Below are 14,566 nucleotides of genomic sequence, written 5' to 3' on the forward strand. Positions count from 1 at the left end.
CTGGCGATATTCTATTGAGTTATGATCCGTCCGAATGGCGGCCTTTGTCAGTCAAACCCATAAGTGAATTCGCCGTCTGTGACCTCGATCACCACTTTTGAAACTTCGTGCCCTTCCATCATACGACGAAGAAACTCAGCCGAGATATCAGGCAGCATCGTATTGGTCACAATCGCGTCGATCATGCGACCTCCGCTGTCCAATTCCTGGCAACGGTTGACGATCTCTTCGACCACTGAGTCAGAGTATTCAAAGGGCACGCCATGAGCGTCCTGAACACGTTTTTTGATCCGGCCCAGTTGCAGTTTGGTGATCTCGCCCAACATTTCGGGGCTCAGCGGGTAGTAGGGGATCGTGACCAAACGTCCCAAAAGCGCGGGCGGGAAAACCTTGAGCAGCGGATCACGGAGCGCTTTGGCCATCCCCTCGGGGTCGGGCATCAAGTCGGGGTCCGCACACATATCCATGATCATCTCGGTCCCGACATTCGAAGTCAGCAGAATCAAAGTATTCTTGAAATCAATTACGCGACCCTCGCCATCTTCCATCACGCCCTTGTCGAAGACCTGAAAGAAAATTTCGTGTACATCAGGATGCGCCTTTTCGACCTCATCCAACAGAACTACCGAATACGGTTTGCGTCTTACCGCTTCGGTCAGCACACCGCCTTCGCCGTAGCCGACATAACCCGGAGGTGCTCCTTTCAAACTGCTGACGGTATGAGCTTCCTGATATTCGGACATGTTGATCGTAATGACGTTCTGTTCGCCACCGTACAAAACCTCGGCCAGTGCTAGTGCAGTTTCCGTTTTGCCAACACCACTGGTGCCAGCGAGCATGAACACCCCGATCGGTTTGTTCGGATTGTCCAGTCCGGCACGGCTGGTTTGAACCCGCTTGGCGATCATCTTCATCGCGTGGTCCTGACCGATCACACGCTTGGCCAGCCGTTCTTCGAGATTCAGGATGGTCTCGATTTCGTCTTTGACCATGCGGCCGACAGGGATACCTGTCCAGTCACCGACGACGCTGGCCACCGCCTGATGATCCACGATGGGCAGAATCAGCGGGCTATCACCTTGTAACACTTCCAGTTCTGCATTCTTGGCCTTCAATTCGGCCAGCAGTGCCTCCCGGTCGATGGGTTGCGTATCCGGGGCTTCATCGGTCGCGGCTTCACCCTCGGCTGTTCCAGTTCCCTCAACCTCCTGACCACCCTCGCGCAGCTTGGCACGCAGGTCGAGAATTTCTTCGACCACCTTTTTCTCGGCGTCCCAACGTCCAGTCAATTCTGCCAGTCGCGCTTCCTCAGCCACTTTCGCGGCATTCACCGCTTCGCGCCGCTCGGCTACGTCATACCCTGCTGTCTCATCCCGCTCGATGATCTCCAACTCAGTCGTCAATGCCTCGATTCGCCTTTGGCTGTCGTCGACTTCCGCCGGAACCGCGTGCTGGGATACCGCAACGCGGGCACAGGCGGTGTCCAGTAGGCTGACTGATTTGTCGGGTAACTGACGCGCGGGGATGTAGCGAGCCGATAGCGTCACCGCCGCCTCGATCCCTTCGTCCAGAACTTGCACACGATGGTGTTTCTCCAGCATCGAGGCGATACCGCGCATCATCAGGACAGCTTTTGGAATATCTGGCTCTTCAACATGCACGACTTGGAAACGGCGGGTCAGGGCCGGGTCTTTCTCGATGTATTTCTTGTATTCAGCCCATGTAGTCGCGCCGATTGTACGCAATGTACCACGCGCGAGCGCTGGTTTCAGTAGGTTGGCCGCATCTCCTGTACCTGCGGCTCCACCAGCACCAACCAATGTATGCGTTTCATCAACAAACATTACGATCGGCGTCGGGCTGGCCTGCACCTCGTCAATCACCTGACGCAGGCGGTTTTCGAACTCTCCCTTCATCGAGGCCCCGGCCTGTAAGAGACCCACATCCAACACCAGTAAGCGCACATCCTTCAATGCAGGTGGCACGTCACCACGGGCAATCCGCAGCGCAAACCCTTCAACCACAGCCGTTTTACCGACGCCAGCCTCACCAGTTAAAATCGGGTTGTTCTGACGGCGGCGCATTAACACATCTACGATCTGGCGGATTTCCTCATCGCGACCCACAATCGGATCGATCTCGCCGTTGCGCGCCTGTTCGGTCAGGTCAGTGCAGAACTGCTCCAACGCCTCACCTTTACCCATCGCGCCGGGTGCCATCGCACTGCTGGCCTCACCAGGTTCGGCCCCGCCCCCAACATTGGAACCATCCTGTGCGCCCAACGTATCCTCAGGAGAACCATCTGTGGCCGCGGCAAAGCTGTCGGCCAGATCATCTGCGCCTATCTTCGCAAGCTCGGGCGACATACTGCCCAGAATATTGCGCAATGCGGGCGTCTTGAGCATGCCCAAAATCAGATAACCCGTGCGTACTTTGCTATCGGAGTACAAAAGCGACCCCCAGACCCAGCCGCGTTCCATCGCATCCATTAAGTGGTCGGAGAGGTCCGAGATCGAGGACGCCCCGCGCGGCAGCATATCCAGACTGCGGGTCAGTTCCGACGCGATCTTGCCCGGATCCAGATCATAGTGCTGGATGATCCGGTGAATGTCGCTGTCTTGGCCATTGAGGATTTGATGCAACCAATGCTGGATCTCGACATAAGGATTGCCCCGCATCTTGCAAAATACAGTGGCCCCTTCGATCGCTTGATAGCCCAGCTTGTTTAGCTTGCCGAAAAGCGAAACACGGCTGATTTCCGTCATATTCAATACCTCTCGTTGGGGGCCAGTTCTTTGGCCTCGAATTCTTGTGTCGTGTAGCCGGGGTACAGGATCAGATCATCTGCATCCGGCTGGGTTGTGTCCGCTTCATCGCGGCTTTTAATCCAGCTTGTGTGACCCAGCTGCGTCGTGCCGCCCAGCGATGCGCGGGGCACTTCGTCACCGGCCAGAACCAGATTGATCTCCCAATCCAGAGTGTCGCCGACATAGGTGCGTAGGATCGCCTCTAACCGCTGCTGCGACAGGCCGCCGGGAAGCAGGCGTTTGTAGTCTTCTAGTGAAACCGGCCCTATCCGGATTCGAAATTTGGCCGACCGAGACCAAACCCGGCTCCCGATGCTGGTTGACTGTCCCAGACGAGCGGGCCCACCCAGTTGCCAGGTATCATCGGGCTCAAGTTCCAACCAGGATCCTACAAATTGTTGGATGTGTGCCTCGACGCCGAAATAGTCGGACAGTATCGCGATCAGACCTTCAGCTGTCTTGGTGCCCGATCCCAGATGCCCGGCGAAAAATCGGCGTAGAATGTCCGACATCGCATCGCGATCTACGAACGACTGCCCTTTAAAACCGGCCAAAGCAGCCACCCGCTGTTCGAACGGATCATCCCCACGATCAAAGCTGGGGGCCGGTTCGGCTGCTGACCATGCGCGGTACAGCAAGCTCATCATTCGGTGCGTCAGCATGTCGGCAAAAGCGACAAAAGTAGGATCGCGGTGATTACGTTGCCGGTCGCGGGCGAATTCCGTCAAGTGCAACGGCAAAGGGCCTTGCGGGCCGAAGAATCCAAAGAATAGGTTGTTCAGCTTGCCGGGAGCGTTTTCTGACGCCGGTTCAAAACGGGTTAGAGTATTGGGAGGAAAGGCCAGCGACACATCCTGTCCCAACCGCACTTTGTCTTCGCGCGGACGGCGGGATTCGCCCAACCTCGGTGCATCGGAATAATGCGCCTCGATCACCCGAAGCGCCTGAAAGACATGATGCCTTTCAGGGTCTGCCGCCAGCGCGGCAAGCAGGCTCAAATGATCCTGCCCAGGCCGGCTGCTGGTCGCCATCTGGCAATCTCTCCTCGTCTTTCGGTTTTCAGAACGGTTTCCGTGAAACTGTTGATCGTCGTATATTTACGGAAGAACCGTTCAAGCACGGCACCCAGAACATATACGCTGGTGCCTTCGTAAAAGCTTTCATCAAACCCCAACGTGATCTCCAGACCGCGCACGGCTGTGCTGAGCACTTCGTCGCTCATCCGACGCACGATTGGGCGACTGGTAACAGACGCCACGCCCTCCAACTGTTTTTCGGTCACCCTATTTCCCAGAGGAGCATAGATCCCCAACAACTCGCGCAGCGCGCCTGCACCGCCTTCCGCGCCATCACCAGAGATCGAAAGATAGTTCAGGCTCAAATGGCTGATTAATTTCCAGGCTGCATCCCCCTGAGCCAACGTCGCATGAGGTCGAGTTGGGGTTACGGGTGTGCGTACCGATTTAACTGGTCCACCTTCTGGCAGATGGAACACATCTGTTCCTCCCGCCGCAAGCAGCATAGGAAGATCCCGGTTCGAGCACAGCGCCTCAACCGCCAATTGGTCAAGCGATCCGGGGTAAGGTGCCTGAGCCCGATCCACCAGCGTCAGATATACTTCAGAGCCCAGATAAGATGTGCGAACTCCGCGCAACCGTTCTTTTTCGTTCCGTTGCCGCATCCGACGCTTGACCGTGTAATAGGCAGATTGGTTATCGCCCGCAGCTGTCAGATCAGTGTCGCTGTAGAATGGGCGGAAAGGAATGTCCCCTTCTTCATCGGACTGAATCCCAGTCACGCGATCAATCGAAAATATCTCATAATCCAAACCAGCTGTCCGGTTCGGCACAACATGGTGCTCGGTGTCCATTTGCGTGATATGAACCCGGTCACATCGGCGGTGAAACAGATTGACAGCCGGAACCGTGTTAAGCGCAAACGCCGCAGGCGTAACCGCCGGAGCGACATCGCGCATCCCGTCCTGCAGCAGGATATAGATATCAACATCACTGCCCGCCGACTGTTTCAAAGCCTGTTGCAAGCCGGTCAATTCGACAAACAGGAAACGTTCGGGCATTGCGAAATATTCCTGCAACAGACGATAGCCGTCAAAAGACTGGCGCGGCGTCGGCAGCAAAGCTTCTTCAGGCTCAAACCCTTTGGGGATAACATTTGCCTGGTTCAGGCGAACGGTCCAGTCTGCTCGCCGATCTGTCGACCGCCCGGTCAGGCCCACGCATTGAGTCGCCAGCAATTCATGAAGCGCCCATGCCTTGCCGCTCTGGGTGTCCAGATGCAGCACAAGATCGTCCAAACCCAGTTCTGTCATAGGTTCGCCGTCGGTGCGTCTCAAACGCAACCGGATGCCAGCCCGGGCGTCAGTTTCCTTGGCCACACCTGCTGCGACCAGTTCACCGCGCCCGTCAATGTATTCGGCTTCGGTAATCTCAATCGGCCACAGCGTCATGTCGGCCGAGGTCCTGAATTCACACGCGGTCTGCTCCCCTTCCGCCAAGTATGAACGCAACGTCGCACCACGTGGAATCGTATAGCCCTCTTTGAGGGCCGCATTGCCAACGTCCGGTTCAAACTGCGCAATCATCATGGATGGAGTCGGGGCCAGATAATGTGGATAGACTATTTCCAGAAGGTTCGACGTGAATGTCGGGAACTGCATTTCCAGTTCCAACTGCACGCGCGCCGCCAGAAAAGCGCTCCCCTCTAGCAGGCGTTCTACATAGGGATCGACAACTTCGATCCCTTCCATCCCCAGACGGGACGCGATCTTGGGATAAGCGGCAGCGAACTCTGCCCCCATTTCGCGAAGAAAGGCCAGTTCAGTTTCGTAGTGTTTGAGCAGGCGGGTATCCATCGCACTAACTCCGCTCGATCGCGACTTCGCCGGTCGTAGTATCAACGCGACTGCGCAGGTAGAGCTCCAAAGGCATCGGCTGAGCCCACATTACAGCGCGAATATCGTATTCTACATGCATTTCGCCCGATCCTTTTTCGGACCGCAAATCAACCGAGACCGAGCCCTTCATAATACGAGGTTCGAATACCTCGATCGAATCCGCGATAGAGCGTTGGATTCGCTGGGCTTGTCGCAGTGTTGAAAACGACCCCGAGCTTTCGCGGATGCCGTAATTCAGAACAGATTTCGACGCGTAGGGATAAGTATCTTCGTCAATCAGATCGGATTGATCTGTGGTATTGAGCAACAAGGACAGATCACGCTGAATGATTTCTCTCAGGCGGCCCACGTCGATCACGCGAGAGTCGCGCCCTTCCTTTTTCTGATCCGGCGCGTCGTCCGTCAGCCGATCCAGAAGCGAAGGCTGCAAGCGTTCGGCAAGGGTCTTCTCAGCCATCTCCTGCCGTTTCCCCGGCCCCGGCGGCCACGTTCAGTACCAATTCGCGCACATCCAACAAAGCAATATCGGATTTGTCCGTGGTCAGTATGCGCTGACCCAGGCCGGTAAAGGTATCAGATCCCGCATCGACCCAACTTGTCGCACGCGCCAACCGAGCCGCATCGTCTCCGTGTTCTGTCGTTCCCGGGTATCGGGTAGGGATCAACGCCGCAATTTCTCCACCACTGGCAACAGTCAAAGTGCAGGCCGTCCAGACGGCGTCACGCAGGTCGCTGGGTGGTTCGATTTCAAGTCGAGCAATCTGAGCAAACGGAAGCCAGAAATAGCGCCCGTTCACAATAACCTCCAGCACCGGACCCAGACGCATGTCGGCATCCGCGATCCATTCGAACGTTTCGCCATTCACGGTACCTGACGTTGCGGGGGCCGCGTCGAAGGCTTTCGCTCGCATCTCGGCAGCCTGTTCAAGGTTCCCACCCGCGGTCAGCTTCTGGGCTTCGATCAGATGCGCCAGCCATTCTTCGGGCTCGCCAAAGATCATCGGAGTTTTCTCGGCCGCAAAGACCTTTTCGCGATACACTTCGCAAATGATGGCCTCGCGATAGGTCTTGGCCATCATTGTGGCCGCCTCATCCATTTCCGCGCTCAGCTTCAGCTGAGTGATCGCGCGTTTCCAATCTCCCATGACGCAAAGTAATTGAAACAGGAAAATTCGTAGCTTTGCATCGGCTGGATTTGCGCGGATTTTATCTTGCAGCGCAGTTAGCGTGGCAGTCAGATCGCCTGTTCTTAGATGTTCTTCCGGCGTCATGAAGCCCTCGCGTCGTCAGGATGTTAAAAAAGGAAACAGCCTTGGCGGAAAACATACCGCCAAAGCCAATTTTTTTCTCCAAAAATCAGCTGACGTCGCCGGTTTCCAGATTCCACTTGAACTCGTTGCAGTCGCTGAGTTTGCCGGTTTTGAAATCGGCGATCTTGTACTTGATCGAGATGCCGCGATACGCAACGGTCCACTGTTCTGATGGGATCGATTCTTCGCCCCCACTAACCGAATAGCTGTCGACGATAGCGTCGCGCAGGGTGAAGATCAGATATGGCTCCATACCTTTCTTCTCATCGTCACCCGACCGGCACAGATGAATCGTCATCTCGCCGTTGGACTTGCCCGAAGCAACATAGGTCATGAGCTTGGCCGAGGCTTTGCTGAGCTCGGTGCTCAGCGTGACTTTGCCGAAATTTGCATTCGCATAACCACGCTGGGTGGTGCCCATGTCGCCCATATCCAGGGTGCGCGCGACCTCCCAGCTGATCTCTTTACAAGCGATCCAATCGGTATGTTGTTTTTCCCTGGCCTCACCGGGGAAGTCCATCTTGATGAATACGTTTTCCATTTTACCTTCCTTCAAGGGCTAATGATGACACTGAGATATTCGAGGTTTGAAATGGCGGCAGTGAAGCACTTCACCCGCCGCCACTTTTTTTTCGGTTTAACCGGCTTTTTCCGACGGAAGTTTCGAAACTAGGCGCAGAGACACCGATAGCCCCTCAAGCTGGTAGTGTGGGCGTAAGAAAAACTTGGACGTGTAGTATCCGGGGTTCCCTTCTACGTCCTCAACAACAACCTCGGCGGAAGCCAGCGGTTTGCGCGCCTTCTCAGCTTCAGCAGAAATATCAGCGTTGAAGTCAACATACTGGTTGATCCAGTCCTGCAACCAGGATTCCATATCCTGACGGCTTTTGAACGAACCAACTTTGTCCCGCACCATGCATTTTAGGTAGTGAGCAAACCGGCAGGTCGCAAACAGATATGGCAGACGAGCAGCCAGATTGGCGTTCGCAGTCGCGTCAGCATCGTCATACTCGGCGGGTTTATGCAGCGATTGCGCACCGATGAAGGTGGCAGCGTCGCTGTTTTTGCGGTGGATCAACGGCATCATGCCATTCTTGGCCAGTTCCGCTTCGCGCCGGTCCGAAATCGCAATCTCGGTTGGGCATTTCATGTCAACGCCACCGTCGTCGGTCGGGAAGGTGTGCGCTGGCAGGCCCTCAACGGTACCGCCGCTTTCCACACCGCGGATCCGCGAGCACCAACCATATTCCTTGAAAGACCGATTGATGTTTACCGCCATGCCATAGGCCGCATTCACCCAGCTATAGCTGTCGCTATTCGCACCAGTGGTGTCTTCCTCAAAGGCGAACTCCTCGACCGGTTCGGTTTTGGAACCATAAGGCAGACGCCCCAAGAAGCGCGGCATGGCCAGGCCCACATATTTGGAATCTTCACTTTCACGCAGAGACCGCCAAGCAGCATATTCCGGGGTCTGGAAGATCTTGGTCAGGTCGCGCGGGTTAGCCAATTCTGACCAGCTGTCCATCTGGAACAGGCTAGGCTTGGCACCGGTGATAAGCGGCGCATGGGCAGCAGCGGCAATCTTCGACATTTCACCCAACAGTTCGATATCCTGCGGGCTGTGATCGAAATGATAGTCTGCAACCAATGAGCCATAAGGCTCACCACCAAACTGGCCAAACTCTTCTTCGTAGAGCTTCTTGAAGATCGGCGACTGATCCCACGCGGTTCCTTTGAACTTGCGCAAAGTTTTGTGCATGTCCTTTTTCGAGATGTTCATCACGCGGATTTTCAGCATCTCGTCGGTTTCGGTGTTGTTCACCAGATAGTGCAGACCACGCCACGCGCTTTCCATCTGCTGGAAATCGGCATGGTGCAAAATCAGGTTAACCTGTTCGGTCAGCTTCTTGTCGATCTCAGCAATGATGCCTTCGATCGAGCGCAGCGCATCGTCCGAAATAAGGCCGGTATTGGCCAGGGCCTGTTCGGCAAGTGTTTTCACTGCGCTTTCAACGGCAGTCTTGGCCTGGTCCGATTTCGGGCGAAATTCCTTGGTCAGCAGAGCTTCGAACTCGGATGATCCAAATGCGGTTGCGCCTTCGGCGGCTTCTACCTTGGCTTCTTCATCGGCCATCTTTTACTCCTCCTCAGCAGCGTCGTTGCCCGGCTTGGGCTGGGCTGCCAGTGTCTTTAGCAGGCTGGGATCCTGCATAATTTTTGAGATCAGATCCTCGGCCCCGGTTTTACCATCCATATAGGTCATGAGGTTGGACAATTGTGTGCGCGCATCCAGCAGCTCTTTCAGCGGTTCGACCTTGGCCGCGATCGCGGCCGGGCTGAAATCATCCATGCTTTCAAAGGTAATATCTACTGCCAGATTGCCTTCACCTGTCAGGGTGTTGGGCACCGTGAACGCAGCGCGCGGCGCCATCGATTTCATCCGGTCGTCGAAATTGTCTACATCAATTTCCAGGAATTTCCGGTCTGCAACGGCGGGCTGCTCGACCTCGGATTTGCCAGCCAAATCGCTCATGACGCCCATGACAAACGGCAGCTGTACTTTCTTCTCGGCTCCATAAAGCTCGACATCATATTCGATCTGAACTCTCGGAGCCCTGTTCCGGGCTATGAATTTTTGTGAACTGTCAGCCATCTGTTGCTCCTCGACTCATCCGTCAGCTTTTTGTTTCGATCCACGTTCCAGCGCTATCGCCGGAAACGTATCAAAATCCATCGTCATCATCATCTTTCAATCCGCCGATCTGGCGCACTTCGTCCAGACCCTCTTTGGCCATATCTTCGATAATCGTCATAAAATCTGCATTCACAAGCCGCTTTGCCCGTTCCAACAAAATCGGTAGCGGGCTGGAAGGCTCGCAGCGCGCATAATAATCCATAATGCGTTCCAACATTCGGGTAACGTCTTCGGGCGAGTTGACCGCACCACCGCCTGCAGGCGCAGCAGCTGGTCCTGATCCTGATTTAGCCGCGGGTGCATCCATTTCGTCCACGTCGTCATCTGCGGCGTCGCCGACATCAGCGTAACGGGACATCGCCTGCTTGATGCTCTTCAATGCGTCAATCAAAGGGTCCAGATTCGGGCCTTCTCCCGGGGTCTTGTCAGCAAAGACAGCATCGATAGAGTTTACATTCTCAAGCGCTGATGCAACCGCTTCCGCGTTGGCGGAAAGTGTTTCTTCATCAGTATCCTTGAAAGCGGCGGCAACGCTGTTTTCGTCCGGGATGTCGTCCAGATCGGCCGGCATATTTATGCGGCCATCGACAACATCCAGATGACGTAGGGTGATGCGTCCGAAAGTTCGGCTTTCCGTCAAGCCAGTGCGACGTAGCGCTCGCACCATACGTTCAGTCGAGGCCAGACCACGCACCGCGTTGATCCGCATCGTCGCGTCGCCATCATCTTCGTCCAACTCAGGGTGACAAGTATCCCAGAATTCATCCAGAAGAGATCTGACGTAATTTATCGAAGCTGAAAATTCAGTAAGACCCTTTGTATGCAAAACCGCTTCAGCCAGGTAGATCGCGGCGCGCAAATCATGGCTCTGTTCCATAACCGCTAGCGCTTTGGCCTCGACATCAGCCCAATCTTGTTCTTCAGCGGCGACGACCTCGTCGCCCATCTGACGTTCTTCCCCTGGCTGAGCCGCGATCTCAAGATCAGTAAATGCCGGATCATATTCCAGGTTTTCACCGCTTGGCTGATCTTCGCTTCTAGGCTCCAGATAAGATGATAGTTCCATACTCTCCCCAATAACGTGGCGGTTGTCTGCCGCTTGTCCGTTTGTTGGCACCGCTTAACGTGATATTCCCGACAACCGATATGAACTACTTCACACGATGACAAAGCTTGCAAACATTTCGCGTTTTATGCGCAGTCATTGTTATGAATCAGCCCCATACCAGGCCCAAAGTCAAACCTAATAAATACGTTTTTTTTACGACATGGTTTGGCCGCTACGCCGATAAGGCACGCATTTTTCGTTTCGCCGAAGAAGTTAGATGCCGAGGACTAAAATTTCCTCTTCTCGCATGCAGTCCGATGCTGCAATTATCATGGAAGGTCCGAACCCGATCGAACGGACCCTGGCACACCGTCTTCACAGACGACGCCTGCGGACGACTAGGAGAAATCGGCAATCGAGAACGGGAATAAAATGAAAACAGGGATATTTGCAGTCATTGCACTGACACTTGCAGCCATGATGGCGCAGGCTGACGAAGGTAAACTGTCCATTGAGTTGAACAAGTTTGAAACTGGCGAGGCTGGGGGCTGCCGCGCTTTCTTTTTGTTTCGCAACCAGACCGGTAACAGCTTTGAAGAATTTGAAATGTCACTGGCGATCCTCGACGGCGACGGAGTGATCGATCGCTTGCTGTCCATCGACGCAGCGCCCCTACCGGTACAACGGACAGTTCTAAAGCTCTTTGAGATTCCCGAGATTGATTGCTCAGATATTTCCGAGGTGCTTTTACACGACCTGCCCGCGTGCAAACCTCAGAACGAAAACCCTGTGGATTGCTTCCCGCTATTAGCGTTGGACAGCAAGACAACAGCGAATCTGGCGCAATAAGCCATGCCGGGGTTGGAAAATCTGGGCACCGGAGGCCCAATCATCGTCCTTCTTGGACTACTGTCTTTGCTGTCGCTGACAGTGATCGTGGTCAAGGTTATCAAGCTCGCGCCGGTACGCGCTGGAGGGCCCGCTCGGGACGCGGCTTTTGTCCAATGGTCGGTCGGAGACAAAAAATCTGCGCAACAGGCCGTCGCCGCAGGTAAATCACCGGCGGACCGTGTTTGTGCCTATGCCATGCAAGCGCTTATCGATGGCTTCAAAGGGCCTGCCCTGATGGCCGAGCTGACGCGTCGCGGCAATCAAGAATTCGCCGTAATGAACAGCTGGATTCGCGTTTTAGAATTAATCGCCATGATCTCGCCTTTGCTGGGGCTTTTAGGCACAGTGACCGGAATGATTCAGTCGTTTCAGGAATTGGAGTTGGCGCAGGGTGCGGCTAACGCCTCGGTTCTGGCGGGTGGTATCTGGCAGGCGCTGTTGACGACCGCTGCCGGGTTGTTGGTCGCCATTCCAGCTGCCATTGGCGCCTCTTTGCTGTCCGGACGTGCCGAAGCAGGAGCGCAGTCCATAGAGAACGCTGTTGGCAATCTAATGGTGCTTGAGGAGCGCGGCGCGCATTAAGGAAGCTTCGATGTACAGCGATATCAGCCTGAACAGACGCAAGCCGACCCGGCCATTGATCTCTCTGGTTCCGATGATCGACGTAATGTTGATCCTGCTGGTGTTCTTCATGGTCACGTCGACTTATCTGAACCTAGACATGATTCCGGCGCTGGCACAGTCCAACCGCCCGGTCCCCTCGCAGGCAGCCGAAGCCGAGACTCAATCCGAAACACTGCTTATTCGCATCGGAACAGACGGTTCCCCCTTTCATCAAGGTAAGGATTTCACCCGGAACGAACTGATCAGCTTGCTGACAGTCCGCCTTGATCGGAACCCTGCGCTTCGGGTCATCATCCTGCCGACCGGAGGTGCTCGACTACAGTCGCTTGTAACTGTCATGGATATTGTCACAAGCGCTGGGGCCGTGAACATGCGCGTGATCCGACTGGAGGCCCGCCAGTGAGGATCTCTCGCCCTGCTCGTCGCCATCACCCCGAGACGATCATCGCCCTGATCGATGTGGTGTTCTTCCTGCTGGTCTTTTTTATGTTGATCGGCCGCATGGACGCCACTGCGCCGTTTGATGTAACCCCACCAACGGCCCTGACCGGGGCGGACATGCCAGCGGGAGGCATCACGTTATCCGTAGCGGCCGATGGGACGATGGCGCTAGACGGCGAAGAGGTATTTCTGCAAGATATTAATCTGCAAGACATTAATCAGCGCATTCAGTCCCAACTGGAAGCCGATCCAGACATTCTGATCCGGATCAACGCGCATCGCGACGCTGCATTACGCGACATCCTGCCCCAGATCGCCCAATTCGAGGCGATGGGTGCACGCGACGTAGTTCTGGTGGTGACACCTCCGGGGCCTGCACGGTGATCAAGGGGCCGTTCATATGGGGGGTTGGGTTAGTCTGCTCGCTCGCCCTTCATGTCGGCGGCGCTCTGGCCCTGATTTGGAGTGTTGAGCCAGACCCGGTGACGAAGCAGCCCGTGCCCGAGACCCGGATGCAATTGTCCGCCCATCAGGTCAAACAAAGCGAGGCTATCGAAGCACGACCGGAAGTCGAGGCTGCGCCGACAACGGATGCAATTGGGGCGCAGCTGGATCAAAGCGCGATACATCAATCGACCGCAGCTTCGAAGCAACTCCCACAGCAGACGCTTGCGGCAACCCAGGCGAAACCGGATGCTCTGGCACCACTTGAAAATTTGGCCAAGCCGATACAGCAAGTCACCGGCGCGCCTCAGCCCTTACAAGCCGCAGCAGTGTCACCATCTCGGTTGGTCCCAGCTACTTTGCAGGCGAATCCGATCCTTTCAAGCTCACCGCAAGTGCAAGCTTTGCCCCCCAAACCTCCAAAACAGGAACTGGCCCAGCCTGTGAGACCCCAACCCGTCGCCCTAAAGCAGACAGTCCCTGATATCCCTCCCACCAACGCGTCCGAGGTGTTTTCAACCACGGGCAATGAACCGATCGACCCCGTCTCTCTGGCGGCGATCCAGAGTTTCATGCGACCCGAAGACGCCGGGAATAGCGCTCAGAATCTGCGGGATGGAATCGATGGGCTGCTGGCGCAAATCCCGTGTGCGCGGTTGCAAGTTCAATTTCAACCCGACACCAACACATTGCAGGTCATCGGTCATATCCCCGAAGACGGATTGCGCAATCCTGTACTGACAGCCCTTCAGGCACAAATGGGAAACAACATACGGGTTGACGACAAGCTTCACATCCTACCTCGCCCACAATGTGGCGCGCTCAGTGGCATCGCGGATGTCGGATTGCCGCAATCTACAGATCAAATCACCAATCCGCTTCTCATCGGAAAGGACATTCATGCGCGCGAATTTCACTATGTTAAAGGACAGCAGCTGATATTGGACCTGACTGGGGCGGATTACGACGCTTTCGTCTATGTCGATTATTTCGATGCCGAAGGTCAGGTGATCCACCTCAGACCAAACGTGTCAACTCCAATGGCGCCGACGCCTGCAAATGCTGCTTTGCAGATCGGCGCAGCGGAACCGGGTGACGCGGGCCTCTTTGTTACGATAGGGCCACCTTATGGGCAGGAAATAGCCGTCGCCTTCGCAGCGTCGGAACCGCTGTATCAAGACGATCGACCGTTGGTTGAACCTGCCGAGGGATATCTGAATTTCCTGAAATCACGAATTACCGAAGCACGCAAAAGCAACCCGAACTTCAAAGGAGAATGGGTTTACTTCTTCATCACTACGACCGAGCGGTAGACATCGTCTTTTTACATAAGAGTTAATTGAGGCACACATCGATGGATACGTTTCGTATCAGCCACAAACCTATGCCTTG

14 protein-coding genes are annotated in these 14,566 nt (G+C 55.2%); 5 read left to right on the forward strand and 9 right to left on the reverse strand.

The genetic code is table 11. The features are described from left to right. Window positions 1-47: 47 nt before the first annotated feature. From tssH to tssA, 9 genes are all read right to left on the reverse strand, one after another. The gene (gene tssH / locus ACR0JR_RS17605) at window positions 48-2,765 is read right to left on the reverse strand and encodes a type VI secretion system ATPase TssH (RefSeq protein ID WP_480457220.1); all 2,718 of its coding nucleotides are present in this window, start codon (window positions 2,763-2,765) and stop codon (window positions 48-50) included. Window positions 2,766-2,767: 2 nt separating this feature from the next. Next, on the reverse strand, window positions 2,768-3,838 hold the full coding sequence (gene tssG / locus ACR0JR_RS17610) for a type VI secretion system baseplate subunit TssG (RefSeq protein ID WP_170775585.1): 1,071 nt from the start codon (window positions 3,836-3,838) through the stop codon (window positions 2,768-2,770). Further along, window positions 3,802-5,679 carry a type VI secretion system baseplate subunit TssF gene (tssF, locus tag ACR0JR_RS17615; RefSeq protein WP_480457221.1) on the reverse strand — a complete coding sequence of 626 codons (1,878 nt, stop codon included), beginning with the start codon at window positions 5,677-5,679 and terminating at the stop codon, window positions 3,802-3,804. The genes tssG and tssF overlap by 37 nt, the downstream gene beginning before the upstream one ends. A gap of 4 nt (window positions 5,680-5,683) precedes the next feature. Beyond that, complete coding sequence (tssE, locus tag ACR0JR_RS17620) at window positions 5,684-6,178, reverse strand: type VI secretion system baseplate subunit TssE (protein WP_480457222.1); 495 nt, start codon at window positions 6,176-6,178, stop codon at window positions 5,684-5,686. Further along, complete coding sequence (locus ACR0JR_RS17625) at window positions 6,171-6,992, reverse strand: type VI secretion system accessory protein TagJ (protein ID WP_480457223.1); 822 nt, start codon at window positions 6,990-6,992, stop codon at window positions 6,171-6,173. The genes tssE and ACR0JR_RS17625 overlap by 8 nt, the downstream gene beginning before the upstream one ends. A gap of 85 nt (window positions 6,993-7,077) precedes the next feature. Then, window positions 7,078-7,572, reverse strand: a complete 495-nt coding sequence (locus ACR0JR_RS17630) for an Hcp family type VI secretion system effector (RefSeq protein ID WP_010443396.1) — start codon at window positions 7,570-7,572, stop codon at window positions 7,078-7,080. Between the two features lie 96 nt (window positions 7,573-7,668). Beyond that, a complete protein-coding gene (tssC, locus tag ACR0JR_RS17635) occupies window positions 7,669-9,165 on the reverse strand; it encodes a type VI secretion system contractile sheath large subunit (RefSeq protein WP_010443395.1) in 1,497 nt (498 codons plus the stop codon). Window positions 9,166-9,168: 3 nt separating this feature from the next. Next, a complete protein-coding gene (tssB, locus tag ACR0JR_RS17640) occupies window positions 9,169-9,684 on the reverse strand; it encodes a type VI secretion system contractile sheath small subunit (RefSeq protein WP_010443394.1) in 516 nt (171 codons plus the stop codon). 70 nt (window positions 9,685-9,754) lie between these two features. Continuing rightward, window positions 9,755-10,792: a type VI secretion system protein TssA gene (tssA, locus tag ACR0JR_RS17645; RefSeq protein ID WP_170781939.1), complete on the reverse strand. Its 1,038-nt coding sequence runs from the start codon at window positions 10,790-10,792 to the stop codon at window positions 9,755-9,757. Window positions 10,793-11,206: 414 nt separating this feature from the next. On the opposite strand from tssA, the gene ACR0JR_RS17650 reads away from it, so the two are divergent. From ACR0JR_RS17650 to ACR0JR_RS17670, 5 genes are all read left to right on the forward strand, one after another. Next, the gene (locus ACR0JR_RS17650) at window positions 11,207-11,623 is read left to right on the forward strand and encodes a hypothetical protein (protein ID WP_010443392.1); all 417 of its coding nucleotides are present in this window, start codon (window positions 11,207-11,209) and stop codon (window positions 11,621-11,623) included. Window positions 11,624-11,626: 3 nt separating this feature from the next. Beyond that, window positions 11,627-12,247: a MotA/TolQ/ExbB proton channel family protein gene (locus ACR0JR_RS17655; RefSeq protein WP_170781938.1), complete on the forward strand. Its 621-nt coding sequence runs from the start codon at window positions 11,627-11,629 to the stop codon at window positions 12,245-12,247. Between the two features lie 10 nt (window positions 12,248-12,257). Next, window positions 12,258-12,692 (forward strand): ExbD/TolR family protein, encoded by a 435-nt coding sequence (locus tag ACR0JR_RS17660; RefSeq protein ID WP_480457224.1) that lies wholly within the window; start codon window positions 12,258-12,260, stop codon window positions 12,690-12,692. After that, the gene (locus ACR0JR_RS17665) at window positions 12,689-13,114 is read left to right on the forward strand and encodes an ExbD/TolR family protein (protein WP_480457225.1); all 426 of its coding nucleotides are present in this window, start codon (window positions 12,689-12,691) and stop codon (window positions 13,112-13,114) included. Before ACR0JR_RS17660 ends, ACR0JR_RS17665 begins: the two co-directional genes overlap by 4 nt. A gap of 98 nt (window positions 13,115-13,212) precedes the next feature. Then, complete coding sequence (locus ACR0JR_RS17670) at window positions 13,213-14,487, forward strand: DUF4384 domain-containing protein (RefSeq protein WP_480457226.1); 1,275 nt, start codon at window positions 13,213-13,215, stop codon at window positions 14,485-14,487. Window positions 14,488-14,566 lie beyond the last annotated feature (79 nt).

Source organism: Ruegeria sp. AA3, from assembly GCF_056542905.1.

Bases quoted from the DNA above. Each gene is read 5' to 3' on its own strand.
- tssH (WP_480457220.1), bottom strand. From the start codon at position 2,765: ATGACGGAAATCAGCCGTGTTTCGCTTTTCGGCAAGCTAAACAAGCTG.
- tssG (WP_170775585.1), bottom strand. From the start codon at position 3,838: ATGGCGACCAGCAGCCGGCCTGGGCAGGATCATTTGAGCCTGCTTGCC.
- tssF (WP_480457221.1), bottom strand. From the start codon at position 5,679: ATGGATACCCGCCTGCTCAAACACTACGAAACTGAACTGGCCTTTCTT.
- tssE (WP_480457222.1), bottom strand. From the start codon at position 6,178: ATGGCTGAGAAGACCCTTGCCGAACGCTTGCAGCCTTCGCTTCTGGAT.
- ACR0JR_RS17625 (WP_480457223.1), bottom strand. From the start codon at position 6,992: ATGACGCCGGAAGAACATCTAAGAACAGGCGATCTGACTGCCACGCTA.
- ACR0JR_RS17630 (WP_010443396.1), bottom strand. From the start codon at position 7,572: ATGGAAAACGTATTCATCAAGATGGACTTCCCCGGTGAGGCCAGGGAA.
- tssC (WP_010443395.1), bottom strand. From the start codon at position 9,165: ATGGCCGATGAAGAAGCCAAGGTAGAAGCCGCCGAAGGCGCAACCGCA.
- tssB (WP_010443394.1), bottom strand. From the start codon at position 9,684: ATGGCTGACAGTTCACAAAAATTCATAGCCCGGAACAGGGCTCCGAGA.
- tssA (WP_170781939.1), bottom strand. From the start codon at position 10,792: ATGGAACTATCATCTTATCTGGAGCCTAGAAGCGAAGATCAGCCAAGC.
- ACR0JR_RS17650 (WP_010443392.1), top strand. From the start codon at position 11,207: ATGAAAACAGGGATATTTGCAGTCATTGCACTGACACTTGCAGCCATG.
- ACR0JR_RS17655 (WP_170781938.1), top strand. From the start codon at position 11,627: ATGCCGGGGTTGGAAAATCTGGGCACCGGAGGCCCAATCATCGTCCTT.
- ACR0JR_RS17660 (WP_480457224.1), top strand. From the start codon at position 12,258: ATGTACAGCGATATCAGCCTGAACAGACGCAAGCCGACCCGGCCATTG.